Origin of the sequence: Streptomyces sp. NPDC005820 (genome assembly GCF_040630255.1) — a bacterium.
Lineage (GTDB): Bacteria > Actinomycetota > Actinomycetes > Streptomycetales > Streptomycetaceae > Streptomyces.
On record NZ_JBEXXE010000009.1, the window covers coordinates 95160 to 121782 of the forward strand.

Sequence of the window (26623 nt, forward strand, 5' to 3'; positions counted from 1 at the left end):
GCCAGGATCCAGGGCATGCCCACCTTCAGCGCCCCTGACGGCACCCGGCTCGCCTACCGTGAGACGGGCGCCGGAACGCCACTCGTCTGTGTCCCCGGCGGCCCCACGGACTCCGCCTACCTCGGGGATCTCGGTGGTCTGTCCGCGGATCACCGGCTGATCGTCCTGGACCTGCGCGGCACCGGGCGGTCCGCGATCCCCGAGGACGCCTCCTCCTACCGCTGCGACCGTCTCGTCGACGACGTGGAGGCGCTGCGCACGCATCTCGGGCTGTCCCGGATCGACCTTCTCGGCCATTCCGCCGGCGCCAACATCGTGACGCAGTACGCGGCCCGGCACGCCCGGCACGTCGGGAGACTCGCGCTCGTCACCCCCGGGACCCGGGCCGTCGGCGTCGAGATCACCGGCGAGACACGGCGCGAGCCGGCACGGCTCAGGAAGGACGCGCCGTGGTTCCCCCGGGCGTACGCCGCCCTGGAGGAGATCACCGGCGGCGGGCGCGGGGACCGGGAGGCGATCGCCCCCTTCTTCTACGGCCGTTGGGACGAGGCCGCCCGGCGGCACCACGCGCGGTCGCGCCCGGCCGACGAGCGGATCGCCGCCCGCTTCGGGGCCGAGGGCGCCTTCACTCCCGCGGCCACCCGCGCGGCGCTCGCCGGCTTCCCGGCTCCCGTCCTGCTGCTCGCCGGTGAGTTCGATGTGAACAGTCCACCCCGTTCGGTGGCGGAGTTCGCGGAACTGTTCCCGGACGCCGCCCTCGTCGTCCAGCCAGGAGCGGGGCACTACCCCTGGCTGGACGACTCCGCGCGGTTCGTCGAGACGCTCTCGGCGTTCCTGGCCCCCGCGTCCGGGCTCAGCGGCACAGCGCGAACAGGTCGTCCTCGAACGTCGGGAACTCGGCCTTCGCCTCCTCGATGACGGCGCGGGCGGGCCGGCGCGGCGTCGTGGCGTGCCGGGCGGCCAACTCGGCGAGTTCCGGCCGGGGGCGGACGGCGCGGTCCGGCTGTGTCGCGGCCTCCATCGGGCCATAGCCGTCGGCGAGGACCCACAGGAAGTCCGACAGGTTCCCCGCCACCACCCCGACCTCGCCCTCCGAGCCGAGGAACACCACCGGCTGCTCGGTGAGCGGCAACCCCGGGCGCACGCACCACAGGGCGGCCAGCCCGCCCGTACCGTCCTGGCCGAAGATCCGGTAGGCGGCCCCGTCGAGTTCGTGGTTGCCGGTCCAGTCGCGGATCCACTCGGTGGTCTCCTCGGCGGAGTCGAAGGCGTCGTACGGCTCGAAGTCGAAGCCGTCGCCGTCGTCGTAGGGGAAGTCCGCCGTGGCCACCTCGGCCAGGGCGGGCGGGAAGCGGCGGTCGGCGTTGATCGTCTCGGTCATGGACGCAGGCTAGACGCGGCCACCGACAAACGCCCCGCGGGGGTTGTTATGACCGCTGTCATAGTGGATGCTGCCCACCGGCAACCGCCACCGACGAACGGGGAGGAACACCGTGGGGGACACCGTCGCACGCAGCCTCTGGGAGCGGTTCGAACCGGTCCATGGCCTGGTCTACTTCACCCCCGAGGTCCGCCGGGCCGCCGACGGCCTGGGCCTGCGCGGCTTCTGGATGGGCTACTTCGCCCTGCGCGCGGCCCCGCTCGGCCCCGCACCCGCCTCGGTGGTCACGAGTTGCTTCTACGTCTTCCACCCCGACCGCGTCGCTCGCGCCCTGCCGGACGCGTGGGGGTACGCCGACCCGGCGGACGTGCTCGCGGCACGCGCGCGTGCGGTCGGTTCCGCCATGACCGGCCTCTTCGGCCCGGACGCCGTCGCCTCCGCGGAGATGGCCGAGGCGGCCGACCTGGCCTGGGCGGCGGCCGAGGCGGCGGACACGGCGGGGCGGGTGCTCGGCGCCGCCAACCAGGCGCTCGCCCGCCCGGCCGAGCCGCACATCAGGCTCTGGCAGGCGCTGACCACCCTGCGCGAACACCGCGGCGACGGCCATGTCGCCGTCCTCGTCGGCCGTGGGGTGGGGCCGGTCGAGGCGATGGTGCTGAAGTGCGCGGCGGGGGAGTCGGAGGAGGAGTTCCAGCGGCAGACCCGCAACTGGGACGTGGAAGCGTGGCGGGCGGCGCGGGCGCGGTTGGCCGCGCGCGGCTGGCTCGACGAGGAAGGGCACCTCACCAAGGAGGGGGTGGCCGCCCGTGAGGAGATCGAGGCCGACACGGATGCCGCGGCCGCCCGGCCCTGGGACGCGCTCGGCACCGAGGCCGCCGACCGCCTGGCCCATCTGCTCGAACCCCTGGCCCGCACCGTCCTGGACTCGGGAATCGTCCCACCCGCCAACCCGGTGGGCCTGACCACGGGCGCTTGGAGCACCGCCGGGAGGTGATCCCGCTCGGGGCGCCGCGGTGGGACGCCGTCGTGAGGGAGCCCGCGGGGGCGGTCGACGGGGCCGGTGGGGCGCGGGGCGGTCACTCGGGCCGGTGCGGCGTGGTCGCCGCGGCGACGAACATCGGCAGGGCCAGGAAGAGCCGGTCGGCGACGGCGCGCGCACGCTGTTCGGCGAGCCAGGCGTCGACTCGCGTCTGTGGGACCGAGCAGGGTGCATCGCCCGCTTCGGTCTGGCCCCCACGTCCCGCGGCCCTCCACGTCCTGCGGCCCTCCACGTCCTGCGGCCCTCCACGTCCCGCGGCCCTCCACGTCCTCCGGCACCGGAAGGCGATGGGGCTGCTCGTGCCCGCCCGTGATGACGGCGGTCGGCGGCGGCACGGGGCGGGCGATGTCGTCCGCGCCGCCGTCGTGCTGCGCGCCAAGCAGGCAGGTCCGTCCCTGGACGTCGTCCGGACTCCGGTAGCGGGTCCGGGCGGCGCCGTCGGGCGGGCAGACGTCCTGCGGGACCGGGCCGGGGAACTCCGGGCCCGGATCGCCGCCGCGCAGACGTCCCTCGCCCTCGTCGAGTGCGCGCTCGGGTGCGGGCACGAGGACGTCGCCGGATGCCCGCATGTCACCCGGCTCCTGGGGATGGCAGCACCGGTGTCCGCTCAGTAGGCTCGCGGGCATGCGGATCTCCGTCTCCTCGGACATGGACGAAACCGTGGCCCGCGCCCTCGTCTCGGAGCTGCGCGGCCGCGGCCACGACGTCGTGACCCACGGTGCGCTGCGCCCCGGCGACGACCCGCAGTGGGCGGTGTGTTCGGAGGCGGCGGCGCGGGACGTGGCCGAGGGGATCTCGGAGCAGGCCGTGGTGTGCTGCTGGACCGGCACCGGCGCGTCGATCGCCGCCAACAAGGTGCCCGGCGTGCGGGCCGCCCTGTGCGCCGACGCCTACACGGCCGACGGCGCCCGCCGCTGGAACGACGCGAACGTCCTCGCCGTCAGCCTGCGCCTGACCTCCGAGCCGCTGCTCAAGGAGATCCTCGACGCCTGGTTCGGCGCCGAGGCCAGTCCCGATGCCGAGGACCGCCGCAACGTGGAGCACCTGGCCGGCCTCGACACGGACCGCACCGCTCCCTAGCGAAACGACACCCCGCCCCTTAAGGACGCATCCGCTCGGCCGTATGGGCCGGTCGGCCCTGTCGGGTGCCCGGTGGACCGGGGAGATTGGGGAGGTAGGGACCGGCACGCACCTGCGAGCGACCCCGATCCGGAAGGGAACCCGTGATGCCCGTCGAACCGCAGCAGTCCTCCGCCCGGCTTTCCGACGACGAGCTCAGGACACTGCACGCCCACTGGCGCGCCGCGAACTACCTGTCCGTCGGCCAGATCCACCTCATGGCCAACCCGCTGCTCACCGAGCCGCTGCGCCCCGAGCACGTCAAACCGCGGCTGCTCGGGCACTGGGGCACCTCGCCGGGCCTCAACCTCGTGTACACCCACCTCAACCGGGTGATCCGGCGGCGCGACCTGAACGCCCTGTGCGTGTGGGGGCCCGGGCACGGCGGCCCGGCGGTGGTCGCCAACTCCTGGCTGGAGGGGTCGTACACCGAGACCTACCCCGACGTCACCCGGGACGCGCCCGGCATGGCCCGGCTGTTCAAGCAGTTCTCCTTCCCCGGCGGCATCCCCAGCCATGTCGCCCCGGAGACGCCCGGCTCGATCCACGAGGGCGGCGAGCTCGGTTACTCCCTCTCCCACGCCTACGGCGCCGCACTCGACAACCCCGATCTGCTGGTGGCCTGTGTGATCGGCGACGGCGAGGCGGAGACCGGACCGCTCGCCGCCTCCTGGCACTCCAACAAGTTCCTGGACCCGGTCCACGACGGCGCGGTCCTGCCGATCCTCCACCTCAATGGCTACAAGATCGCCAACCCGGCCGTGCTGGCCCGTATCCCCGAGCCGGAACTCGACGAGCTGCTGCGCGGCTACGGCCACGACCCCATCCACGTCACCGGCGACGAGCCGTACGCCGTCCACCGCGCGATGGCGCAGGCCATGGACACCGCCCTGGACCGCATCGCCGCCCTGCAGCGCGCCGCCCGTGTGGAGGGCGCCGGGGAGCGGCCGCGCTGGCCCGTGATCGTGCTGCGCACCCCGAAGGGCTGGACCGGCCCGGCCCACGTCGACCGGCTGCCGGTGGAGGGCACCTGGCGCGCCCACCAGGTCCCGCTGTCCGCCGTCCGGGACAACCCCGACCACCTGCGCCAGCTGGAGGCCTGGCTGCGCTCCTACCGGCCCGAGGAACTCTTCGACGCCCACGGCGCACCCCGCCTCGACGTCCTCGCCTGCGTCCCCGAGGGCACCCGCCGCCTCGGCGCCAACCCGCACGCCAACGGCGGACTCCTCCTGCGCGAACTCCCCCTGCCCGGCCTCGACTCCTACGCCGTCCCGGTCGACAAGCCCGGCACGACCCTGCACGAACCCACCCGGGTCCTGGGCCAGTTGCTCGAAAACGTCATGCGGTCCACCGCCGGGCGCCGGGACTTCCGGCTCGTCGGCCCCGACGAGACCGCCTCCAACCGCCTTCAGGCCGTCTACGACGCGAGCGGCAAGGCCTGGCAGGCGCAGACCCTCCAGATCGACGAACACCTCGACCGGCACGGCCGGGTGATGGAGATCCTGTCGGAGCACACCTGCCAGGGCTGGCTGGAGGGGTATCTCCTGACGGGCCGTCATGGACTGTTCTCCTGCTACGAGGCGTTCGTGCACATCGTCGACTCCATGGTCAACCAGCACATCAAATGGCTGCGGGTGACCCGGCGGCTGCCCTGGCGCGCCTCCATCGCCTCCCTCAACTACCTGCTCACCTCCCACGTCTGGCGCCAGGACCACAACGGCTTCTCCCACCAGGACCCCGGTTTCGTCGACCACATCCTCAACAAGAGCCCCGAGGCCGTACGGGTGTATCTGCCGCCGGACGCCAACACCCTGCTGTCGGTCGCGGACCACGCCCTGCGCAGCCGCGACTACGTCAATGTGATCGTGGCCGGGAAACAGCCCTGCTTCGACTGGCTGTCCATGGACGCCGCCCGTGCCCACTGCGCACGCGGCGCCGGGATCTGGGACTGGGCGGGCACCGAGAACGGCAGCCGCGAACCCGACGTCGTCCTCGCCTGCGCCGGGGACGTCCCGACCCAGGAGGTGCTCGCCGCCGCCCAGCTGCTCCGCCGCAACCTGCCCGAACTCGCGGTCCGTGTCGTCAACGTCGTCGACATCGCCCGGCTCCTGCCGAGCGACGAACACCCGCACGGCATGAGCGACTTCGAGTACGACGGTCTGTTCACCGCCGACAAGCCGGTGATCTTCGCGTACCACGGCTACCCGTGGCTGATCCACCGCCTCGCCTACAGCCGGGCCGGCCACGGCCATCTGCATGTGCGCGGCTACCGGGAGATCGGCACCACCACCACACCGTTCGACATGGTCGTCCGCAACGACCTCGACCGCTACCGCCTCGTCATGGACGTCGTCGACCGCGTCCCCGGGCTCGCGGTGCGCGCGGCGGCCGTACGGCAGCGGATGGCGGACGCGCGGCTGCGCCACCATGACTGGATCCGGGTCCACGGCACCGACCTTCCCGAGGTCGCGGAGTGGTCCTGGGACGGCTGAGACGGCAGGTCACGGGCGGCCGGGCAGGGCGCACACACGGGGGCGGACGGCGCAGGGCGAGGGGCAGGAGGACGGCGCGCGTGCGCCCTGGCACGGCGCCTCGCCCGGTGCTTACAGTGGTCGGCCAGCCCTGCACGCGGATCCGGCGGGGCGACATCCCCGTGGTCCCGGCCGGGCGTCCCGCCCGGCCCCCCGTTCGGCTCCCGCACACCGGCGCGGCTCCCAGGGCGACGGGTGCGAGGACCACCCGCGCGACAGGCACCAACCCTGACACCGCTCGCACCGCGCGCCGAGGGCACCCGCGGCGCGAGCGCGCGTCGACATCACTGGAGGCCGCTGTGTCCCGACCGAGCATCGCCCTGATCGCCGATCCCACCTCGTCCGAAGGCTGCCGCGACTACCTCGCCGACGCGGTGGAACTGCTCACCGGCGCACCGCCCGTCCGTGTCGACTCCCGGCACTTCGCGACCGGCGGCGCCGGCCGCGGCGTCCGCGACGGGGGCCGGTTACGGCTCCAGGTCGCCGAGGAGCGGCTGGACTTCGTCCCCGACGTCGTCCTGCTGTACGAGATCCCCCCGCACCGCCGGCGGGACCTCGCCGCGTTCCAGGAACTGCTGGAGACCCACGACGTGGTGACGCTGGGCACCGGGGCCGAGGCCTGGCGGACGGCGACGGAGAAGAACCTCACCGTCGCCCGCTTCCACCGGGACGGCGTCGCCCAGATGGAGACCGTGGTCCTGTCCCGGCCCTCCCTCTGGGAGGCGGCCGACGTGTTCGACCGGCTCGGCGGCGACACCTGGGCCCGGCCCGTCGTCGGCACCGGCGGCGACGACACCTTCCACGTCACCACCCCCGACCTGCTGGAGTACGCCACCGCCTACTACGCCGAGCACGGCACCGACTGGATGCTCTCCCGCGACGCGGGCAACGTCACCGCCGACGGCCTGCGCCACCAGTTCCGGGTCTTCGTCCTCGGCGGGCAGGTCGTGCACGCCCGCGAGCACCTCCAGCCGGAACCCGACACTCCCTGCAACACCTGCCGGGGCGCCACCCCCGTCCACATCGAACCGCCCGACCTGCCGCCGCGCCTGGCCGAGCTCGCCGTCGCCGCCACGGCCTCGGTCGGGCTGCCGTTCGCCGGCGTCGACCTGGCGATCGAGAACGGCGGGGTCGTCTTCGAGGTCAACGTCCAGCCCGCGTTCGTCGACGGACGGGTCGAGGTGGAGAAGGTGGCCGTGCCGTACGTCCAGGCCCATCTGGACGCCTTCGAACTGGCCCGCGGCGGCCCGTCCCGGGGGCTCACAGCCTCAGCGTGAACCAGGTGGTCTTGCCCTCGTCCGTCGGCCGCACCCCCCAGCCGGCGGCGAGGGCCCGGACCAGGATCAGCCCCCGCCCCGACTCCTCCTCCTCGGTCGCCAGCCGTGGCTGGGGCAGCTGCGGGCTGCGGTCGCTGACCTCGACGGTGAGATCGGTGGCCGTGCGGTGCAGATGCAGCCCGATCGGGCCCTCGGCGTGCAGAACGGCGTTGGTGAGCGTCTCCGACAGCAGCAGGAGGGCGTCGTCGGCGCGGGCCGCGCAGTTCCACGAGGCCAGCGTCCGGCGCAGGAAGGCACGCCCCTGCGGCACGGAGGACGGTTCGGCCGGCAGATCCGTGGTGACGGCCGCGAGCGGCGCCTCCGGCAGCCGGGCGAACAGCAGGGTCACATCGTCGTTGTGGCTGTCGGCGTCCGGCAGCAGTCCGGCCAGCACCTGGTCGGCGGCGGCCTCCAGCGACGGCGTGCCGGCGAACAACTTGTCCAGCAGCACGGTGAGTTCGCCGATCCGGAACTCGATGTCGCTGCCGGGCGTCTCCACCAGACCGTCCGTGTACAGCACCAGCGTGGCGCCCGGCGGTATCTCGGTGCTGGACTGCTCGTAGAGCACGTCGCCCACCCCGAGCGGCGCGTTCACCGGGCAGGGCAGGGCGGTGATGCCGTCGTCCACCCCCGCCACCAGCACCGGCAGATGGCCCGCCGAGCAGACGGTGACCGTGCCCGCGTCCGGGGCGATGACGAGATAGCAGCAGGTGACGAGCTGATCGGGGACGTCGAGATCGGCGACGCAGGTGTCCAGCGCCCGCATCAGCTGACGCGGCTGCATACCGGTCTTCGCCAGCGCGTGCGCGGCCGACCGCAACTGGCCCATCACGGCGGCCGCTTCGAGCCCGCGGCCCATCACGTCGCCGATCAGCACGCCCACCCGGTCGGCGCCCAGCGGGATCAGGTCGAACCAGTCGCCGCCCACCCCGGCGCCCTGGGTGGCCGGCCGGTAGCGGCTCGCGGTGTCCAGCCCCGGCAGGGCGGGCGGGGTGCCCATCAGACTGCGCTGCAGAGTGAGCGCGATGTGCCGCTGCTGCTCGAGCAGCGCGGTGAGTTCGGCCTCGGCCCGCTTGCGGTCGCTGATGTCCCGCACGATCGCGCACGCCCCGACCACCGTGCCGTGCGTGTCCCGCGTCGGCCACAGCGTGACGTCCACGTCCAGCAGCGAGCCATCGCTGGTCAGCCGCAGGGTCTCGAAGTGCTCGACCTTCTCGCCGTGCCGCAGCCGCTTCAGCAGCGAGCGGACCTCGCCCCGCAGCTCCGGCGGTGCCAGCAGCGAGACATGACGCCCTATCACCTCCTCGGCCGTGTAGCCGTACAGCCGTTGCGCGGCCGCGTTCCAGTAGGTGATGTACCCGTCGAGGGTCTTGGCGAGGATCGCGTCCTGCGAGGACTCCACGAGTGCGGCGAGCTCGTTGATGCGGGCCTCGGCTGCCTTGCGGTCGCTGACGTCCCGTACGGCCGCCGACACCAGCAGCCCGTCGGCCGTCTCCAGCGGACTGAGGCTGATCTCCACGGGGAACTCGGTGCCGTCCTTGCGCAGCCCGTGCAGCTCCAGCCCGGCGCCCATCGGCCGCACCTGACGGTTGGCCGTGTAGGCCCCCCGGTGCCCGGTGTGCTGGTCACGGAAGCGGTCCGGGATGAGCAACTCGACCGGATGGCCGAGGAGTTCCTCGCGGCCGTAGCCGAACAGCGCCTCCGTCTGGGCGTTGACCAGCCGGATGGCGCCCCGGTCGTCGACGATGACCATGGCGTCCGGCGCGGCCTCCAGTAGACCGCGGAACCGCTCTTCGGCCCCGCTCGGCGCCCCGTCCGTTATGGGCGCACCACAGACGCACCGTTTCTGCTGTGCCCTGCCCGAACGCAGCACGGGACCTGCCTGCATCACGTCGGCCATCTTCCACCTCACCCTGCGCGACGGTTCAGGCCACTACAGCGCCTTTCGGCCGCCCCCGCTTCGGGAAGTCGTTTACTGTCCGTTCACTGTCCGAACCTGAACGTGAGGACACGGGAAGGCCGCGAGATGGCGAACGCGATTCTGCGCCTCGGGCGCAACCCGCCGTACGCTCGTCCCCGTGCCCTCGCCCCGCCGGCCCGATCCGGGCCCCGCCTCCGCCGTCACCGGGCTCACCGGGAGGCCGGTCCACCGGGTGCGCCCGCGGTCCGGGACGCTCTGGGAGGCCGGGCTCGACGACGGGCGCACGGTGATGGTCAAACGGGGCGACGCGCGGGACGCCGTACGCGCCGAGGCCGCCGGGCTGCGCTGGCTGGCCGCGGCGGGCGCCGTGCGGGTGCCCGACGTCCTGGGGGAGGACGAGCGGTGGCTGGTGACCGAGCGGGTGGCGACCGGGGCGCCGAGCGCCGGAGCGGCCCTGCGGTTCGGCCGTGACCTCGCCGCGCTGCACGCCTCGGGCGCCCCCGCGTTCGGCGCGCCGCCGCCGGGCGGCCCCGAGGACGCGTACATCGGGCTCGCGCCCCTGCGCAACACGGTCGGCGAGGACTGGCCGCGCTGGTACGCCGAGCAGCGGGTGCTGCCCTATCTGCGCGCCGCCGTCGACGCCGGCACCGTGCGCCCCGCCGAGGCGGCCGATGTGGAACACCTCTGTGCGCGGCTGCCCGAGCTGGCCGGCCCCGCCGAGCCGCCCGCCCGGCTCCACGGCGACCTGTGGAACGGCAACGTCCTGTGGGGCGCCGACGGCGAGGTCCGGATCGTCGACCCGGCCGCGCACGGCGGACACCGCGAGACCGACCTCGCGATGCTCGCCCTGTTCGGCTGCCCGTGGCTGCGCCACGTCCTGGCGGGATACGAGGAGGCCGCGCCGCTCGCCGAGGGGTGGGCCGGACGGGTCGGCGTGCACCAGCTGTTCCCGCTGCTGGTGCACGCCGTGCTGTTCGGGAGGCCCTACGCCGAGCAGGCGCTGGCGGTGGCCCGGACCGCCCTGTGACCGCCCCCGGTGATGTCAGTGGGCGCCCAGTCCGCCCCCGCCGAACGAGCCGCTGCTGCCCTTGCTCCAGCGGGGCCTGGTCTTGTCGGTGCTCGACCGGGTCTGGAGGTTGGTCAGCTCATAGGGGGTGAGGGGGCGTTCGCCCTTGGCGACGTGCGGCACCTCCTGGGACTCACGGTTCTCGCGGATCTCGTGCACCGCTCCGTCCGGCGGAAGGTGCGGCTGTTCCTCAGGGCGCGGCCTCGGCGACTCGCTCGCCTTGATGCGCGCGCCCAACCAGAAGCTCCCGGCCAGCAGCGCCAGGACGACGACTGCGACCAGGAACAGCACCAGGCTGATCAGACCGCTCGCGGCGGCCAACTGCTCGCTTGCAGTACTCATATCGCCCCAATACCCCAGGAACAGGGTGCGAATCCCGTGCCGCGCTACCCATTACTCGGCGTTCGCAAACCTCCACACAGGGCGTTCGAGTGTGCGAGCCCGCCCGAGTTTGGCGCGGCCCGTACCGGCTACCCGCGATCCGTGACTTCGACGACCATGCGGGAACTCGTCCGCTTCCTGGAGGACCGCTTCGCCTGCGCCCAGGCGTCCGCCGACTGTGCGCGGGCCTGCGCGCTGCGGGCGAGCCTGCTGGATCCGGACGGCTCGGAACGGGTGCGGCTCCTGCGCCGCAAGGCCATCATGTGCGCGGAGGTGTGCGACGCGACCAGCCGGGTGCTCGCCGAGGACACCCGCGTGGACGAGGCGGGCCTGCGCGTCCAGCTGGAGTGGTGCCGGACCGTCTGCCTGGAGACCGCGCACGCCTTCGGCGTGCAGCGGAAACGACCGGGACCGCCGGGCGCCGCGGAGACCGCCGAGGTCTGCCGCGCCTGCGCCCGGGCCTGCACGGACTTCATGGCCACGCTGCACTGAGCGCCGCTAGGCGAGCGCCGCGCGCGCCTCCTCCAGGATCCGGCGCATGACCGGCACGGGCAGCGCCGGATGCAGGGCCGCCGTCTCCGCGGTGTCGAGGTCCCGCAGCAGCCCCACCAGGGCGCGGGCGGGCAGCTCCGGGTGCCGGGCCGCCGTCGCGCGGACCGTGTCGTCCGGGTCGCTGAGCAGCCGTACCGCCGAAGCGGCGGACAGCCGGGGGTCGGCCGCCGCCCGCGCCCGCACCTCCTCGCTCGCGTCCCGGCCGAACCGCTCCACCAGCTCGGGCGTCGAGTCCGGGTCGTCCAGCGCCAGCCGCCGCATCCGGGGGCTGGGGTCGTCGGCGTACCGGAGCAGATCGCGGCGCGGGAAGTTCGGGTGGCTGTGCGGCCGGTCCGGGTGGCTGAAGCTGCCGGTCCACCACCGCCACACCGACAGCAGCAGCTCGGCGGGCGTGTCCTCGCACGACTCGGCGAGGAAGAGATGGACGACCCGGTCCTCGTCCCGGGCCAGCCGCTCGACGACGTCTGCCGGAAGCCGCCGGGCCCGGGCGACGCTCCTGCGCAGCAGGGGATGGGCGGAGGCGGCCAGTCGGCGCATGGCGTCGGGGTCGTCGTGCAGCTCCGTGACCCAGCCGAGGGTGTGGCACAGGGTCCCCGGATCGAACGGGAAGTCGATACGGCTGCGGTCGTCCTCGCCGATACCGGGGTGCACCGACGCCTCGAACCGGACGTCGCCGTCCCCGTCCTTCCCCAGCAGGAGGACCAGATCGGGGTCGAGACGCGGATTGCGGGCGAGGCGCCGGCGCAGGGCGGGGTCCTCGTCCCGGACCAGCTCCTCGGCGAGCGCGCGCTCCAGCCGGCAGCTCTCCACCGCCCGGTCCCGGAGTCCTTCGGCCGCGTCGAACACGGACCGGGGCATCGGGTGGTCCTCGTGGTGCCGCAGCAGGGCGGCGGTGCGGACGCTTCCGTCGGCGTCGGTCAGGAGGCCCTCGCGCGCCCCCTCGTCCAGATGCGGCCAGGCGGGCCCGCAGGCGGCGGCCCGCACACAGGCGTGGGAGTCGGCCGCCAAAGCCGTCAGTACCGGGACGGGCAGCCCCCGCGCCCGGGCCAGCTGCTCGCGGACGGCGGCCGAGGGATCGGCGGCCAGCCGCTCGTAGGCGGCGGGTGAAAGCCCTTGGTGCCGCGCATTCCAGAGGAGGCCCGCCCGGCGCCGGGGTTCGGTCTCGGCGAGGACCAGGCGGCCGTACTGCTCCGACGTCAGGTTCCGCTGGTACTCGGCGAACCTCGAACGGACGTCCCAGTCCTCGTGGGCCATCGCCGCCTCGACCACCGCGACCGGCTGGCGGTAGTGCGGCAGGTAGCCGGACAGGGCCAGCAGCTCGATCCGCAGGTCGTCGGGGGCGGCGGGGTTGCCGCCGAGGCTCTCCGCCCACAGCAGCCAGAACTTCCTCGACGCCCCGGCGAGCAGCGACTCCCAGGCCTCCTCCCGCACGCGCGGGGTCTCCTCGGCCGCCGCCCGCGCCTCCTCCTCGATGCGCTCCGCGATCCGGTCCACCACCGTGATCCGGACGCCGTCCGCATCGGCCGTCACCCCGAGCACCGTGTCCCCGCCGACCGCCATGGCGACGAACTCCGCCCGCCCTTCCGGCGTCGGCCGCAGCCCGCCCGCGAGATCCCACCCGGGCGTCAGCCGCACCCGCGCCCAGTGCCGGGGCCCGCGGCCGGCGCGGGCGCCCTCGATCTCCACGAGGAACAGGCCGTCGTCCCCGTCGAAGAAGCCGCTCTCCGCCGCGAGGCGGTGCCACTGCGCATCGACCTCCGCGAGCCGGTCTCCGGGCAGGGTGACCCGGGGTGCCGTCTCCCCGGAGGTGACCCGGCGCCAGGCCTCGCGGGACGACAGCGGCCCCGCGGAGTACCAGGGATCCGCCAGCTCGAGTCCCGCCCGCTCCAGCCGCGTCGTCATTCCGTCAACCGTCATGGGACGACATCCTCCCCGCAGGCCCCCTCTTCCCGCCCGGCCATTCCCAATTACTGAAACACGTTCTACCGTGTGCGCCGTCAGGACACCGGCCTGGGGAAGCCTGGAGGCGCCGTGCACCTCGACCACACGCCAGAGCAGCAGCGACTGCGTACCGAACTGCGCGCCTACTTCGCCGAGTTGGTGCCGGACCACGCCTACGCCCGGCACTCCGACCCGGTCGGCGCGAAACGCTTCTACCGCAAGACCATCCGCCGCCTCGGCGCGGACGGCTGGCTCGGCGTCGGCTGGCCCAAGGAGTACGGCGGCCGCGGCCTGACCCCGATCGAGCAGTTCGTGTTCTTCGACGAGGCCGCCCAGGCCGGGGTGCCGCTGCCGCTGATGGCCCTGAACACCGTCGGACCGACGATCATGCAGTACGGCACCGACGAGCAGAAGGCGTACTTCCTGCCGAAGATCCTCTCCGGCGAGATCGACTTCGCCATCGGCTACAGCGAGCCCGACGCCGGCACCGACCTCGCCTCCCTCAAGACGCGCGCGGTCCGGGACGGGGACGTCTACGTCGTCAACGGCCAGAAGATCTGGACGACCAACGGCGACACCGCCGACTGGGTCTGGCTGGCGACCCGCACCGACCCCGGGGCCCCACCCCACAAGGGCATCACCATGCTCCTGGTGCCGACCACCGACCCCGGCTACTCCTGCACGGTCATCCGCACCCTGGCCTCGCACGACACCACCGCCAGCTACTACGAGAACATCCGCGTCCCCGTCTCCCACCGGGTCGGCGCCGAGAACCAGGGCTGGCGGCTCATCACCAACCAGCTCAACCACGAGCGCGTCACCCTCGCCGCGCACGGCACCATGGCGATCCGCGCCCTGCACGACGTCCAGCGCTGGGCGACCGAGACCAAGCTCGCCGACGGACGCCGGGTCGTCGACCTGCCCTGGGTCCGCCGCCGCCTCGCCCAGACCCACGTCAAGCTCGACGCCCTCAAGCTCCTCAACTGGCAGATGGTGGGCGCCCTGCAGAACGGCACCCTCACCCCGCAGGACGCCTCCGCCGTCAAGGTCTACGGCTCCGAGGCCCGCCGGGACGCCTACGCCTGGCTCCTGGAGATCGTCGCGGCCCCCGGCGCCCTCCAGGAGGGCTCGGCGGGAGCCGTGCTGCACGGCGAACTCGAACGCGGCTACCGCTCCGCCGTGATCTTCACCTTCGGCGGCGGCAACAACGAGATCCAGCGGGAGATCATCTCCTGGATCGGCCTGGGGATGCCGAGGGTGCGGCGCTAGCCTGCTGTGACGAGGCTTTTTAGTTGACACCAAAGCGGGATAGTTGGCACCGAGCTCAACGTTCGGCGGTGGCCGTGCAGATCCCTCAGTGATGCTGCTGACTGGGCTTTGAACTGCTGTTGTGTCGGGGCGAGGCTGCAGTGGTTGAGGCACGGATGGCCGTTGCCTCCGGGGCTGCGACGGCCATGTCGAGCGGAGGCTCCGTGCCTTGGTCGCAGGCGGGCGGTAATGGCGGAGGTGAGCTTCCTGTTGCGCGCTTGTACGAGAGGTGAGGGTTCGGGTTCAGGGGGGGGCGGCGTCGGGCCCTGGGGCACCTGAGACACCGATGGGGCGGGAGCGGCGGCGATCTCGTCGATGTCGATGTCCAAAGGTCTCTGCAGGTCGCAAGCCTGGGACAGCAAGGAGGCGTGACGATCGAGACGGAGGCGCAAGAGTCGACGAGGTCTGTGTAGCTGACCGTGGAAGACCCCTGCCCGGGCGACGACGTACTCGGCCATGGATCTGTTGTCCTCGCGGAGCACCCGTATTTTAGCCGTGGAGGGCGTCGAGCGCGACCTGGTAGTGCTGGACATCCTCGACGGACAGCCCGCTCTGCCGGGCGCTGTCCTCGCGGATCCGGTTCGCCGCGCTCTCGCCGGACTCCATGGCCTGTTCGCTGTCCCACAGGGTGAGGGCGAGTTGTCTGCCCGACGCGCGGTCCACCAGCACCATCAGACCGCGGAACCCGTCGACCGACCGCAGCGCCGGGAGTACCGTCTCGTGGGCGTTGCGCACGGAGTCCTCGACTCCTTCCGCGGAGCCCTGGAACGTACTGAGCCTTGCGTGCATCAGCCACCGCCTCCTTCGGCACGATCATTCCCTACGAAGGCGGGTTCAGCATCCGCACCGCCTTCTCCCGCATCTCGATTTTGCGGATCTTGCCGGTGACGGTCATGGGGAATTCCTCGACGACGTGCACATAGCGGGGAATCTTGAAGTGGGCCAGCCTGCCGCTGCAGAATTCGCGCACGGCGTCGGTGGTGAGCGGTTCGGCGCCGTCGTGCATTCGGACCCAGGCCATCAGCTCTTCGCCGTACTTCGGGTCAGGGACGCCGATAACCTGGACATCCAGGATGTCCGGATGGGTGTGGAGGAATTCCTCGATTTCGCGCGGGTACAGGTTCTCCCCGCCACGGATCACCATGTCCTTGATACGACCGGTGATGCTGAGGTATCCGTCGTCGTCCATGACCGCGAGGTCGCCGGTGTGCATCCATCGTGCGGCGTCGATGGCCTCGGCCGTCTTCTCGGGCTCACCCCAGTAACCGAGCATGACCGAGTAGCCGCGGGTGCACAGCTCTCCGGGTTCGCCGCGCGGAACGGTCAGGCCCGTCAACGGGTCCACCACCTTGACCTCCAGGTGCGGACCGACCGTGCCGACGGTCGAGACACGGCGGTCCACCGAGTCGTCCGCGCGCGTCTGGGTCGAAACCGGCGAGGTCTCCGTCATGCCGTAGCAGATCGACACCTCGGCCATGCCCATCCGCTCGATGACTTCCTTCATCACCTCGATCGGGCAGGGTGAGCCCGCCATGATGCCGGTACGCAGGCTGGACAGGTCGAACGAGTCGAAGTCGAGGTCGGCCAGTTCCGCGATGAACATCGTCGGTACGCCGTACAGCGATGTGCACGACTCCTCCGCGACCGCGGCCAGGGTGGACTTGGGATCGAACGACGGTGCCGGGATGACCATGGCCGCGCCGTGACTGGTACACGCGAGGTTGCCCATCACCATGCCGAAGCAGTGGTAGAAGGGCACCGGGATGCAGACGCGGTCGTTCTCGGTGTAGTTGCACAACTCGCCCACGAAGAAGCCGTTGTTGAGGATGTTGTGGTGCGACAGCGTCGCCCCCTTGGGGAAGCCGGTGGTCCCCGACGTGTACTGGACGTTGATCGGGTCGTCCGGACTCAGCGTGGCCTGCCTCTCGGCCAGCACTGCCGGGTCGCCCCGCCGTCCATCCGCCAGAAGGGAGTTCCAGGCACGGTCGCCGAGCAGGATCACGTGCTCCAGAGCTGGGCAGCGCGGCTCCACTTCGGCGATCATGGCGGCGTAGTGGGAGGTCTTGAATGTCTCCGCGGCGATGACCAGCCGGATTCCGGCTTGGTTCAGTACGTACTCCAGCTCGTGGGAGCGGTAGGCAGGGTTGATCGTGACCAGGATGGCGCCGATTTTCGCGGTGGCGTACTGCGTGAGGGTCCACTCCGCACAATTGGGCGCCCAGATGCCTACCCGATCTCCTTTGCCGATACCCAGCTCCAGCAGCCCGTGCGCCAACGCGTCGACGTCGGCGGCGAGTCCCGCATAACTCCAGCGACGCCCGGTGGCACGTTCGATCAACGCATCCCGCTCGGGAAAGGACAGCACCGTGCGATCGAAATTCTCGCCGATCGTCTCGCCGAGCATGGGCTTTCCACAGGCCCCTGATGCGTAGCTGGGCGCACTCTGCGTTGTCGGCACGAGGTACCTCTTTCATATGGCGACCGTGAATGTATTGCGCCCCTTGCCGCGTCATGGGCAGGGAATGCGGACGTCATCGAATCGTGTTGTGACAGCCGTTTGCCATGGCGTTACGGCAACTTATGCTCCGGGTTACGCCGTTGGCCGGCTACCCCCGGAATGAGGTAGGGGCAGATGATCACAAATCCAGACAATGTCATGAGGCCCGACGATGGAGACGCGATCCGGCACGCCCTTCGGCTGACCCAGGAGCGCGCCGGTCTGCCGGTCGTCTTCGGTGGCCAGGTGCGTGACGGGGTTCTGCACCTCCTGCAGTTCGTCGGTGTCCGGACGACGGCCATGAGCGGGCTCGACATTCGTCCGGGCGCCGGCCTGGGCGGGCAGGTCCTGGCCCGGCGTCGGCCTGCCGCCGTGGCCGACTACCGGTCCGCCGAATCCATCACGCACGACTACGATGCCGCAGTGATGGCGGAGGGTATCCGCTCGATCGTCGCCGTCCCGCTGGTGGTGTCGGGCGCGGTCCGCGGAGTGCTGTACGGAGCCTCTCGTGGACCCGCGCCCCTCGGGGACCGGGCGACGGCCGCCATGGTCGACGCCTCACGGCAACTGGCCGGGGAGATCGCCATCCGGGACGAGGTCGACCGGCGGTTGAAGCTCCAGCAGGCCGTAGCGGCCGACCGTGGCTTTTCCGGAAGCCGGATCGCCGCTGACGAGGTCCGCCAGGTTCATGCGGAACTCCGCGTCATCGCACAGGACATCGGCGACGACGCTCTGCGTGACCGGCTCCTTGAGGCGTCGCGGCGGCTGGCCGGCCTCGGTACGGTATCCGAACCGGGGGCCTCCTCCCCGCTGTCACCACGCGAAGTCGATGTCCTCGCCCAGGTGGCCCTGGGGTGCAGCAACGCCGAAGCCGCCAGGCGCCTGTCGCTGCTGCCGGAGACGGTCAAGTCGTATCTGCGCAGCGCCATGCGGAAACTCGATGCCCACACGCGATTCGAGGCAGTGATCACCGCTCGGCGCCGCGGGCTTCTTCCGTAGGCACCTGGCGGTGGTCCGCATCGGTTCCGCGAAGATGCCGCGTCCGGGCAGCCGGGGTCGGAATCCTGGTTGCCCGGACGCGAGTCACGTAGGGGTCGGCTCGCCGCTGGCTCCGTCTCCGCCCCGGCCTGCGGCTGTGCCGGCTACTCGCGGATCGCGACCGGCCACGGCCCGCGCGGGCCGGGACCGCGTACCGGCCGTGGGCGCTCGTCCGGCCCAGCCTGCCCGTTGGCGGGGGCAGGCCAACGCAACCTCCGCCACCGGTGCCAAGCCTCCACGTGACAGAAGTCGGTACGGTGTGCTTCTGTCGCTTCGGATTCAGTGCAGGAGGACGGAGTCGCCGTTGCGGCGTACGGCATCGGCCCGGTGTCCCGACCCACGTGCACCCACCTCGGGCCAGTCGGCCCGCCGTTGCCCGGTCAACCGACACGTTCTCCGGTGACGCCGAGCCCGGGAGCCACCGTGAGGCCGGCTGCGGTCTTGCCTCGCACCTCCTCCACCGAGATCCCGGGTGCGGTTTCGGTCAGCACGAGGCCGTCCTGGGTGATGTCGATGACGCCCAGGTCGGTGATGACGCGCTGCACACAGTGTTTGCCGGTCAGGGGGAGTGTGCACTCCTGGACGATCTTCGGGGTGCCGTCCTTGGCCACGTGCTCCATCAGCACGACGACCTTCCGTGCGCCGTGCACGAGGTCCATCGCCCCGCCCATCCCCTTGATCATCTTGCCGGGGATGGTCCAGTTGGCGAGGTCGCCGGTGGCGGAGACCTGCATGGCGCCGAGGATCGCCGCGTCGATGTGCCCGCCCCGGATCATGCCGAAGGACAGCGAGGAGTCGAAGAAGGAGGCGCCCGGCAGTACGGCCACGGTCTCCTTGCCGGCGTTGATCAGGTCGGGGTCGACCTGGTCGGCGGTGGGGTAGGGGCCGACACCCAGAATGCCGTTCTCGGACTGCAGGACCACGTGCACGCCGGGCGGCAGGTGGTTGGGCACCAGCGTCGGCAGTCCGATGCCGAGGTTCACATACGAACCGTCGGTCAGCTCGGCGGCGGCCCGAGCGGCCATCTCGTCCCTGGACCAGGCCATCAGTTCCGTCCTTCCGTCGCACCGCGCTGTCCCGGCATCTCTTCGACGCCGGTCGGGGCCTGGCGCACGGTCACCTTCTCGATCCGCTTGTCGGCCGCTTCCGTCGCGCTCAGGGCGAGCACCGACTGCACGAACACGCCCGGCAGATGGATCGTGTCCGGGTCGAGTTCGCCGGGCTCGACCAGTTCCTCGACCTCCGCGATGGTCACTCGTCCCGCCATCGCCGCGAGGGGGTTGAAGTTCCGGGCGGACTTGGCGAAGACGAGATTGCCGTGCCGGTCCCCTCTGATCGCCCGGACGAGGGCGAAGTCGGTGGTGATCGCTTCCTCCAGCACGTACTCGGCACCGCGGAACGTGCGCACCTCCTTCTGCGGGGAGGCCACGGCCACGGCGCCGTCGGCGTCGTAGCGCCAGGGCAGCCCGCCGTCGGCGATCTGGGTGCCGACGCCGGCGGGGGTGAAGAAGGCGGGTATGCCGCAGCCGCCGGCGCGCAGCCGTTCGGCGAGGGTGCCCTGGGGGACCAGCTCCAGCTCGATCTCGCCGGTGAGGTACTGGCGGGCGAACTCCTTGTTCTCACCGACGTAGGAGGAGGTGGCCCGGACGATGCGCCGGGCTTCGAGGAGCACGCCCAGGCCCCAGTCGTCGACCCCGCAGTTGTTCGACACGACCTTCAGATCCGTTGTGCCGGCCTTGAGCAGCGCCTGGATCAGCGCCGAGGGGATGCCGCACAGGCCGAATCCGCCGACGGCCAACGACGCCCCGTCGGGGATCCGCGCGACCGCTTCGGCCGCCGAGGTGATGACCTTGTCCATCAGCGTGTCCCCTCCAGGTCGGCGAGGCCGAGATGCCGGGCGATGAGCATGCGCTGGATCTCGCTGGTCCCCTCGCCTATTTCGAGGATCTTGGCGTCACGCCAGAAGCGGGCGACGGCGTACTCGTTCATGAAGCCGTAGCCGCCGTGGATCTGGGTGGCGTCGCGGGCGTTGTCGACGGCGATCTCGGAGCTGTAGAGCTTGGCGAGCGAGGCCTCCTTCTTGAAGGGCTCACCGGCGACCAGCTTCGAGGCGGCGTGGTACCAGGACAGGCGGGCGGTGTGCGCGCGCATCTCCATGTCGGCGATCTTGAACTGGATGGCCTGGTTGGCGCCGATGGGGCGGCCGAACGCCTCCCGCTCGCGGGCGTACGTCAGGGACTCGTCCACGCATCCCTGGGCCAGACCGGTGGCGAGCGCGGCGATGGCGATCCGTCCCTCGTCGAGGATCCGCAGGAACTGGGCGTAACCGCGACCGCGTTCGCCGAGGAGGTTCCGCGCCGGGACCCGGACGTCGGCGAAGGACAGCTCCCGGGTGTCGGAGGCATTCCAACCGACCTTGGAGTACGGCGTCGCCACCGTCAGGCCCGGGGTTCCGGCGGGGACGATGATCGCGCTGATCTCCTTGGCCCCGCTCTCCGCGGTGCCGGTGACCGCGGTGACGGTGATCAGCCCGGTGATGTCGGTACCGGAGTTGGTGATGAAGCACTTGCTGCCGTTGATCACCCACTCGTCGGTGGTCTCGTCCAGGCGGGCGGTGGTGCGGGTCGCCCCGGCGTCCGAGCCGCCGCCCGGTTCGGTGAGGCCGAAGGCGCCGAGGATCTCGCCGGCACAGAGCCTGGGCAGCCACTCGGCCTTCTGCTCCGGTGTCCCGAAGAGGTGGATGGGCATGGCGCCGAGGGAGACGCCCGCTTCCAGCGTGATGGCCACGGAGGAGTCGACTCGGGCGAGTTCCTCCAGGACCAGGCCGAGGGCGAGGTAGTCCCCGCCCATGCCGCCGTACTCCTCCGGGAACGGCAGCCCGAACAGGCCGAGTTTGCCCATTTCCCGGACGATCTCGTACGGGAACTCATGCCGCTCGTAGTGGTCGCCGATCACCGGGGCGATCACATCGCGGGCGAACTCAGCCACGGTGCTGCGGAGTTGTTCGTGCTCATCACTGAGCCGGTGGTTCAACATGTCGTCCTCGATCTCATGACGGATGGGGGAGGGGCCGGGATGTCGACGGTTGGGAGAGGGGCGGGAGGTCAGGTGGCCGGGCCGTCCGCTCCGGGACGGGTGTCGAGGCCGTGGGGGCCGGTGGGCCGCCCGCCAGGGCGCGCACCGTGCGCGAGGCGCTGGGGCGCCCCCGGTGGCGCTCTTCGCGTAGGGGCGCCGCCCAGGCCGCCGGCCGAGGTGTCCAGGACGGTGATGTCGGCCTGAAGAGCGGCCGGCGTGTTGGACATGGCCTGTCCGTAGGTGTCGTGGAAGTGCACGGCCAGGCGGTCCGCCGTGATTCCGACGTCCGCCGGCGCCTCCAGAAGCTCGTGGACCAGGCCGGGCGTGGCCACGCCGACGGTGTCGCCCAGGCTGATCGCGTCGCATCCCAGATCGGCCGGGCGTCGGACCACATCGACCACCTGAGGCACGGGTACGCGCCCCTCTCACGGGTCGCCGAAGCACATCGACACATGGCCACGCACTCGCAGGCCGCTGCCGGTGGCACGACGGACGACCGGGGCGAACATCTCCAGCGACTCGTCGACCGTGCGGCCCAGGTTCTTCCGGGTGAACGTCTCGGTCGCGCTGCCGAAGACCGCGATGTGCCGGACCATCAGCGCCAGGGCGCGGTCCAGGCCGCGTTCGTTGGACTCGTTCTGCAGTCCGTCGCGTGGCCCGACCCTCGTGGATACGGACGGCTTCCGGCAGGCCGGACAGAGCCGAGGAGGCGGGCGGCAGGTGATCGGATACCGGCGGTCGCGGAGAACCCGCAGGCGGCGTCGACCCGGTCGCGGTGCGTCGCTCCGACATCAGGCAGCCACCCCCTCGTCCGCCTTCGCGTCGGCCGTCGCGGGCTCGACGACGGCGAGGACCTCGTCCAGCGCGACGGTGGCGCCGGGCGCGGCGCGCAGCTCGGCGACCGTTCCGTCGAAGGGGGCGGTCAGGGCGTGTTCCATCTTCATGGCCTCGACGACGAGGACGACCTGACCTGCGATGACGGTGTCTCCGACGGTCGCCTTCACCAGGGTGACCGTGCCGGGCATGGGGGCGGTGAGCGCGCCGCCTGCGGTGGCTCCGGCGTCGGCGCCGGCCGCGGCGACCGGATCGAAGGTCCGCAGCCGCCAGGTGTCGGCGCCGCGCGAGAGCCAGTGCACGACTTCTCCGGCCGCGGTCGTCTCCACCGTGTGGTCGAGGCGCCGTGTCTTCCCGTCCCAGGTCAGGAGCACCCTGCCGGTCCCGTCGCCGCGCAGGTCGACAGGCAGCGGTGCGGCGCCTTCGCAGGACACCTCGTACGGGCTCGGTCCGTGGGCAGTGCGGCGGAGGCGTATCTCGATCGGCGCGCGGTCGCCGTCCACGAACCGGTGCGTGGTCCAGGCAGGGCCGCCGATCCGCCAGCCCGACGGTACGGAGAAGGGGTCGACCCACGCCCGCGGGTCCTGCCCCGTGGCGGGTTCCCGGGCGAGTTGAGCGGCGAGCGCGGCGGCCAGCGGAACCTCGGGCGGCACCGGGGCCTGCACCAGCGAGCCGAGCCGGGCCTCGACCAGCCCGGTGTCCAGGCGTCCGGCCACCACGTCACCGTCGTCGAGCAGTCGGCGCAGGAACCCGGCGTTGACGGTGACTCCGTGCACCCGGGTGTCATCCAGGGCGGCGCGCAGCCGGCGCAGCGCGGTGGCGCGGTCCGGGCCGTGGGCGATCACCTTGGCGAGCATGGGGTCGTAGCGGCTTCCGACTTCGTAGCCCTCGACCAGGCCCGAGTCCACGCGCACACCCACGCCCGCCGGTTCCCGCAGGGTCAGCACGCGCCCGCCGCTGGGAAGGAAGTCCCGTTCGGGATCCTCGGCGTACAGACGGACCTCGATGGCATGGCCGTCGAACCCGACCTGTTCCTGACCGAAGGGCAGCACCTCACCGGCGGCGACGCGCACCTGCCACTCGACCAGGTCCAGGCCGGTCACCAGCTCGGTCACCGGGTGCTCGACCTGGAGCCGGGTGTTCATCTCCATGAAGAAGTACTCGTCCGGGCGGTCGGCGGAGACGATGAACTCCACCGTGCCCGCGCCGGTGTAGCCGCAGGAGCGGGCGGCCTCGACCGCCGCCGCGCCCATCGCCGCCCGGGTGTCCTCGTCGAGCAGGACGGACGGGGCCTCCTCGACGATCTTCTGGTGGCGGCGCTGGAGGCTGCACTCACGCTCGCCCAGGTGCACCACGTTCCCGTGGGCGTCGGCCAGGACCTGGATCTCGATGTGGCGGGGACGGTCGATCCAGCGCTCGACCAGCAGGGTGTCGTCACCGAAGGAACCACGGGCCTCGCGCCGGGCAGCCGCGATCTCCTCCCGCAGAGCGGCCGGATCGCGGACCAGGCGCATGCCCTTGCCGCCACCACCCGCCGACGGCTTGAGGAGCACCGGCAGGCCGACCTGCGAGGCCGCCTCGGCGAGCTGGTCGTCCGTCAGCCCGCTGCCGCTGCTGCCCGGCACCACGGGCACCCCGTAGGCCCGCACGGTGTCCTTGGCGCGGATCTTGTCGCCCATCAGGGTGATCGCGGCCGCCGGAGGGCCGATGAAGGTCAGCCCGGCCTCGGCGACGGCCTGGGCGAAGTCGGCGTTCTCGGAGAGGAAGCCGTAGCCGGGATGGATCGCCTGCGCGCCGGTACGGCGGGCGGCGTCCACGATCTGCTGGATGTCGAGGTAGCCGTCGGCGGGGCCGCCGGGCCGCAGGGCCACCGCGGTGTCGGCTTCGCGTACGTGCCGGGCTCCCGCATCGGCCGTGCTGTGGACGGCGACCGCGCGGACGCCGAGCCGATGCAGCGTGCGGATGACCCGTACCGCGATCTCGCCGCGGTTGGCGATCAGGACGGTGTCGAACACCTGGAACTCCTGGGATGGGAAGGAGGGGGTCACATACGGAAGAGGCCGAACTGCGGTTCGGCGAGAGGGGCGTTGGCGCAGGCGGTCAGGGCCAGTCCCAGTACCGTGCGGGTGTCGAGCGGGTCGATGATCCCGTCGTCCCACAGCCGTGCCGTGGAGTAGTAGGCGCTGCCCTGCTGCTCGTACTGTTCGCGGATCGGGCGCCTGAACCGCTCCTCGGCCTCGGCGGTCCACTCCTCGCCGCGAGCCTCCAACTGGTCCCGCTTGACGGTCGCGAGGACGGTCGCGGCCTGCTCACCGCCCATCACGGAGATCTTGGCGTTGGGCCACATCCACAGGAAGCGGGGGGAGTAGGCGCGCCCGCACATCGAGTAGTTGCCCGCGCCGTGCGATCCGCCGACGACGACTGTCAGCTTCGGTACGCGGGTGGTGGCCACCGCGGTGACCATCTTCGCGCCGTGTTTGGCGATGCCGCCGTTCTCGTAGGCGCGGCCCACCATGAAGCCGGTGATGTTGTGCAGGAACAGCAGAGGTATGCTGCGCTGGTCGCACAGCTCGATGAAGTGGGCGCCTTTCTGCGCGGATTCGGCGAAGAGGATGCCGTTGTTGGCCACGATGCCCACGGGGTGCCCGTGGATGCGGGCGAAGCCGGTGACGAGGGTCTGGCCGTACTCGGCCTTGAACTCGGTGAAGCGGGAGCCGTCGGTGATCCGGGCGATGACCTCGCGTATGTCGAAGGGGGTGCGGTTGTCCGCAGGGAGGACGCCGTACAGACCGGCGGGGTCCACCGCGGGCTCCTCGACCGGGGTCACGTTCCAGGGCCGGGGCACTCGCGGGCCGAACGTGGCCACGATGTCGCGGACGATGCGCAGGGCGTGGGCGTCGTCCTCGGCGAGGTGGTCCACGACTCCGGAGACGCGGGCGTGGACCTCACCGCCGCCCAGCTCCTCCGCGGTGACCACCTCTCCGGTGGCCGCCTTCACCAGCGGCGGGCCGCCCAGGAAGATCGTCCCCTGGTTGCGCACGATGACCGTCTCGTCGCTCATCGCCGGGACGTACGCGCCGCCGGCCGTGCAGGAACCCATCACCGCCGAGATCTGCGGGATGCCACGGGCCGACAGGTTCGCCTGGTTGTAGAAGATCCGCCCGAAGTGCTCCCGGTCGGGGAAGACCTCGTCCTGACGAGGGAGATGGGCGCCGCCTGAATCCACCAGGTAGATGCACGGCAACCGGTTCTCCAGGGCGACCTCCTGCGCGCGGAGGTGCTTCTTGACCGTCAACGGGTAGTACGTGCCGCCCTTCACGGTGGCGTCGTTGGCGACGACCACGCACTCGCGTCCGGCCACACGACCTATCCCGGCGACCACTCCGGCCGCCGGCGCGTCCCCGCCGTACATCTCGTGCGCCGCCAGCGGCGCCAGTTCCAGGAAGGGCGACCCGGGGTCGAGCAGGGTCTCCACGCGGTCGCGCGGCAGCAGCTTGCCGCGGGCGACGTGCTTGTCCCTGGCCCGCTCACCGCCGCCCTCGGACGCCTCGGCCAGCCGCTTGCGCAGCTCCGCCACCTCCGCGGCGTGACTCGCCTCGTTGTGCCGGAACGTCGGTGAGAGCGGATCGGCCGCGGTTGTGAGCCGGGGCCCCGTGGCAAGAGTGTGCATGCGCTGCCTCCTCGCGCGGACCGCCCGGCAGACGAGCCGAAGGGAGCACACGCTTGGCAAAGGATGTTAGTTAACGTTAACTAGCGCGATGGAGGTTAGCGCTCGTTAACAACGGCTGTCGAGAGACGTAGGTCACGTTCGCGGCGCGACAACGAAGGAGAAGCCATGACCGAAAAGTTTCCTGGCCTGGTCGCTACCGACATCGAGGCCGGCATCGCCACCCTCACGCTTGACTCGCCGGGCAACCGGAACGCCCTCTCGGCCGCGCTCGTCGATCAGTTGCTCGCCGGCCTGGATCACGTGGCGGCCGACGAGAGTGTCCGCGCCGTCGTCCTCACGCACACCGGCCCCACCTTCTGCGCCGGCGCGGACCTCAAGGAGGCCGCGGACGGGGGCATGCTGCGGGGCACCGAGGCCCTGTTGGAACTGCTGCGCAAGATCGTGGAGACGCCCGTACCGGTCATCGCCCATCTGAAGGGGAACGCACGGGCGGGCGGTATAGGGCTGATCGGGGCCGCCGACATCGCGATCGCTCCCGCCGACACGACCTTCTCGTTCTCCGAGGTCCGCCTTGGCCTCGCCCCCGCGATCATCTCCCTCACCGTGCTGCCCCGCCTCGACGAACGAGCGGCGGCGCGCTACTTCCTGACCGGTGAGACCTTCGACGGCGCCGCGGCGGCCGACATCGGCCTGCTGACCGAGGCCCCGGACGGCGCACGGGCAACGGAAGAGCGCGTCGCGGAACTTCTCGCGGCCCTGCGCCTGTGCTCGCGGCAGGGGCTGACCGAGTCCAAGAAGCTGACCGCGGCGCGCACGCGCCGGACGATCGAGGAGCGGGGAGCCGAGATGGTGAGGCTCTCCGCCGACCTGTTCGCCTCCGAGGAGGCCGCGGAAGGAATGCGCGCGTTCCGTGAGCGGCGCCCACCACGCTGGGCGCCGCACAGCTGATCCGTC

The 26623-nt window shown here is 71.8% G+C and carries 22 protein-coding genes and 1 pseudogene; 11 read left to right on the forward strand and 12 right to left on the reverse strand.

The genetic code is table 11. The features are described 5' to 3' along the window. Nucleotides 1–15 precede the first annotated feature (15 nt). The gene (locus ABZ464_RS13265) at nt 16–918 is read left to right on the forward strand and encodes an alpha/beta hydrolase (protein WP_359275254.1); all 903 of its coding nucleotides are present in this window, start codon (nt 16–18) and stop codon (nt 916–918) included. Here ABZ464_RS13265 and ABZ464_RS13270 read toward each other — a convergent pair. After that, nucleotides 854–1381, reverse strand: a complete 528-nt coding sequence (locus ABZ464_RS13270; protein ID WP_359275256.1) for an SMI1/KNR4 family protein — start codon at nt 1379–1381, stop codon at nt 854–856. The genes ABZ464_RS13265 and ABZ464_RS13270 overlap by 65 nt on opposite strands. A 112-nt stretch (nt 1382–1493) precedes the next feature. Here ABZ464_RS13270 and ABZ464_RS13275 point away from each other — a divergent pair, with 112 nt between their 5' ends. The 5 genes from ABZ464_RS13275 (at nt 1494) to ABZ464_RS13295 (ending at nt 7347) form a co-directional block, all read left to right on the forward strand. Further along, on the forward strand, nt 1494–2375 hold the full coding sequence (locus tag ABZ464_RS13275) for a hypothetical protein (RefSeq protein WP_359275259.1): 882 nt from the start codon (nt 1494–1496) through the stop codon (nt 2373–2375). Nucleotides 2376–2719: 344 nt separating this feature from the next. Next, entirely contained in the window at nt 2720–3034 is a 315-nt protein-coding gene (locus ABZ464_RS13280) for a hypothetical protein (protein ID WP_359275262.1), read from the forward strand. A 10-nt stretch (nt 3035–3044) separates the two neighbouring features. Then, a complete protein-coding gene (locus ABZ464_RS13285) occupies nt 3045–3500 on the forward strand; it encodes an RpiB/LacA/LacB family sugar-phosphate isomerase (protein WP_359275264.1) in 456 nt (151 codons plus the stop codon). Between the two features lie 146 nt (nt 3501–3646). Then, nucleotides 3647–6031: a phosphoketolase family protein gene (locus ABZ464_RS13290; protein WP_359275267.1), complete on the forward strand. Its 2385-nt coding sequence runs from the start codon at nt 3647–3649 to the stop codon at nt 6029–6031. A gap of 338 nt (nt 6032–6369) precedes the next feature. Next, nucleotides 6370–7347: an alpha-L-glutamate ligase gene (locus tag ABZ464_RS13295; RefSeq protein ID WP_359275270.1), complete on the forward strand. Its 978-nt coding sequence runs from the start codon at nt 6370–6372 to the stop codon at nt 7345–7347. Here the strand turns inward: ABZ464_RS13295 and ABZ464_RS13300 are convergent. Continuing rightward, a complete protein-coding gene (locus ABZ464_RS13300) occupies nt 7331–9286 on the reverse strand; it encodes a PAS domain S-box protein (protein WP_359275273.1) in 1956 nt (651 codons plus the stop codon). The genes ABZ464_RS13295 and ABZ464_RS13300 overlap by 17 nt on opposite strands. Nucleotides 9287–9464: 178 nt before the next feature. Here ABZ464_RS13300 and ABZ464_RS13305 point away from each other — a divergent pair, with 178 nt between their 5' ends. Next, on the forward strand, nt 9465–10334 hold the full coding sequence (locus ABZ464_RS13305) for a fructosamine kinase family protein (protein WP_359275276.1): 870 nt from the start codon (nt 9465–9467) through the stop codon (nt 10332–10334). Between the two features lie 15 nt (nt 10335–10349). Here ABZ464_RS13305 and ABZ464_RS13310 read toward each other — a convergent pair whose 3' ends face one another. Further along, complete coding sequence (locus tag ABZ464_RS13310) at nt 10350–10715, reverse strand: DUF6479 family protein (protein WP_359275279.1); 366 nt, start codon at nt 10713–10715, stop codon at nt 10350–10352. 141 nt (nt 10716–10856) lie between these two features. On the opposite strand from ABZ464_RS13310, the gene ABZ464_RS13315 reads away from it, so the two are divergent. Next, nucleotides 10857–11246, forward strand: a complete 390-nt coding sequence (locus tag ABZ464_RS13315) for a ferredoxin (RefSeq protein ID WP_359275282.1) — start codon at nt 10857–10859, stop codon at nt 11244–11246. A gap of 6 nt (nt 11247–11252) precedes the next feature. On the opposite strand, the gene ABZ464_RS13320 is transcribed toward ABZ464_RS13315, so the two are convergent. Continuing rightward, the gene (locus ABZ464_RS13320) at nt 11253–13223 is read right to left on the reverse strand and encodes a PE-PGRS family protein (RefSeq protein ID WP_359275285.1); all 1971 of its coding nucleotides are present in this window, start codon (nt 13221–13223) and stop codon (nt 11253–11255) included. 114 nt (nt 13224–13337) lie between these two features. Between ABZ464_RS13320 and ABZ464_RS13325 the strand changes: the two genes are divergently transcribed. Beyond that, the gene (locus ABZ464_RS13325) at nt 13338–14516 is read left to right on the forward strand and encodes an acyl-CoA dehydrogenase family protein (protein WP_359275607.1); all 1179 of its coding nucleotides are present in this window, start codon (nt 13338–13340) and stop codon (nt 14514–14516) included. A gap of 528 nt (nt 14517–15044) precedes the next feature. On the opposite strand, the gene ABZ464_RS13330 is transcribed toward ABZ464_RS13325, so the two are convergent. Together ABZ464_RS13330 and ABZ464_RS13335 are read right to left on the reverse strand one after the other, a co-directional pair. Continuing rightward, a complete protein-coding gene (locus ABZ464_RS13330; protein WP_359275288.1) occupies nt 15045–15344 on the reverse strand; it encodes a hypothetical protein in 300 nt (99 codons plus the stop codon). A gap of 31 nt (nt 15345–15375) precedes the next feature. After that, entirely contained in the window at nt 15376–16959 is a 1584-nt protein-coding gene (locus tag ABZ464_RS13335; RefSeq protein WP_359275290.1) for an AMP-binding protein, read from the reverse strand. Nucleotides 16960–17211: 252 nt separating this feature from the next. Here ABZ464_RS13335 and ABZ464_RS13340 point away from each other — a divergent pair, with 252 nt between their 5' ends. Continuing rightward, complete coding sequence (locus ABZ464_RS13340; protein ID WP_359275293.1) at nt 17212–18051, forward strand: LuxR C-terminal-related transcriptional regulator; 840 nt, start codon at nt 17212–17214, stop codon at nt 18049–18051. A 419-nt stretch (nt 18052–18470) separates the two neighbouring features. Here the strand turns inward: ABZ464_RS13340 and ABZ464_RS13345 are convergent, their stop codons facing one another. The 6 genes and pseudogenes from ABZ464_RS13345 to ABZ464_RS13370 form a co-directional block, all read right to left on the reverse strand. Continuing rightward, nucleotides 18471–19136 (reverse strand): CoA transferase subunit B, encoded by a 666-nt coding sequence (locus ABZ464_RS13345; RefSeq protein WP_359275296.1) that lies wholly within the window; start codon nt 19134–19136, stop codon nt 18471–18473. Then, nucleotides 19136–19948, reverse strand: a complete 813-nt coding sequence (locus ABZ464_RS13350) for a CoA transferase subunit A (protein ID WP_359275298.1) — start codon at nt 19946–19948, stop codon at nt 19136–19138. The genes ABZ464_RS13345 and ABZ464_RS13350 overlap by 1 nt, the downstream gene beginning before the upstream one ends. Next, complete coding sequence (locus ABZ464_RS13355; RefSeq protein WP_359275610.1) at nt 19948–21123, reverse strand: acyl-CoA dehydrogenase family protein; 1176 nt, start codon at nt 21121–21123, stop codon at nt 19948–19950. The genes ABZ464_RS13350 and ABZ464_RS13355 overlap by 1 nt, the downstream gene beginning before the upstream one ends. A 16-nt stretch (nt 21124–21139) precedes the next feature. Next, nucleotides 21140–21885, reverse strand: a pseudogene (locus tag ABZ464_RS13360) (hypothetical protein). Nucleotides 21886–21956: 71 nt separating this feature from the next. Then, nucleotides 21957–24014, reverse strand: a complete 2058-nt coding sequence (locus ABZ464_RS13365) for a biotin carboxylase N-terminal domain-containing protein (RefSeq protein ID WP_359275300.1) — start codon at nt 24012–24014, stop codon at nt 21957–21959. A gap of 29 nt (nt 24015–24043) precedes the next feature. After that, complete coding sequence (locus ABZ464_RS13370) at nt 24044–25669, reverse strand: carboxyl transferase domain-containing protein (protein ID WP_359275303.1); 1626 nt, start codon at nt 25667–25669, stop codon at nt 24044–24046. 165 nt (nt 25670–25834) lie between these two features. Here ABZ464_RS13370 and ABZ464_RS13375 point away from each other — a divergent pair, with 165 nt between their 5' ends. Further along, nucleotides 25835–26617, forward strand: a complete 783-nt coding sequence (locus ABZ464_RS13375; protein WP_359275306.1) for an enoyl-CoA hydratase family protein — start codon at nt 25835–25837, stop codon at nt 26615–26617. Nucleotides 26618–26623: the final 6 nt, after the last annotated feature.

What these genes read in the sequence shown, in the direction of transcription:
- ABZ464_RS13290 (WP_359275267.1), top strand. Translation starts at nt 3,647, where the DNA reads ATGCCCGTCGAACCGCAGCAGTCCTCCGCCCGGCTTTCCGACGACGAG.
- ABZ464_RS13270 (WP_359275256.1), bottom strand. Translation starts at nt 1,381, where the DNA reads ATGACCGAGACGATCAACGCCGACCGCCGCTTCCCGCCCGCCCTGGCC.
- ABZ464_RS13310 (WP_359275279.1), bottom strand. Translation starts at nt 10,715, where the DNA reads ATGAGTACTGCAAGCGAGCAGTTGGCCGCCGCGAGCGGTCTGATCAGC.
- ABZ464_RS13370 (WP_359275303.1), bottom strand. Translation starts at nt 25,669, where the DNA reads ATGCACACTCTTGCCACGGGGCCCCGGCTCACAACCGCGGCCGATCCG.
- ABZ464_RS13265 (WP_359275254.1), top strand. Translation starts at nt 16, where the DNA reads ATGCCCACCTTCAGCGCCCCTGACGGCACCCGGCTCGCCTACCGTGAG.
- ABZ464_RS13320 (WP_359275285.1), bottom strand. Translation starts at nt 13,223, where the DNA reads ATGACGGTTGACGGAATGACGACGCGGCTGGAGCGGGCGGGACTCGAG.
- ABZ464_RS13335 (WP_359275290.1), bottom strand. Translation starts at nt 16,959, where the DNA reads ATGCTCGGCGAGACGATCGGCGAGAATTTCGATCGCACGGTGCTGTCC.
- ABZ464_RS13340 (WP_359275293.1), top strand. Translation starts at nt 17,212, where the DNA reads ATGAGGCCCGACGATGGAGACGCGATCCGGCACGCCCTTCGGCTGACC.
- ABZ464_RS13350 (WP_359275298.1), bottom strand. Translation starts at nt 19,948, where the DNA reads ATGGACAAGGTCATCACCTCGGCGGCCGAAGCGGTCGCGCGGATCCCC.
- ABZ464_RS13285 (WP_359275264.1), top strand. Translation starts at nt 3,045, where the DNA reads ATGCGGATCTCCGTCTCCTCGGACATGGACGAAACCGTGGCCCGCGCC.
- ABZ464_RS13375 (WP_359275306.1), top strand. Translation starts at nt 25,835, where the DNA reads ATGACCGAAAAGTTTCCTGGCCTGGTCGCTACCGACATCGAGGCCGGC.
- ABZ464_RS13345 (WP_359275296.1), bottom strand. Translation starts at nt 19,136, where the DNA reads ATGGCCTGGTCCAGGGACGAGATGGCCGCTCGGGCCGCCGCCGAGCTG.
- ABZ464_RS13300 (WP_359275273.1), bottom strand. Translation starts at nt 9,286, where the DNA reads ATGGCCGACGTGATGCAGGCAGGTCCCGTGCTGCGTTCGGGCAGGGCA.
- ABZ464_RS13330 (WP_359275288.1), bottom strand. Translation starts at nt 15,344, where the DNA reads ATGCACGCAAGGCTCAGTACGTTCCAGGGCTCCGCGGAAGGAGTCGAG.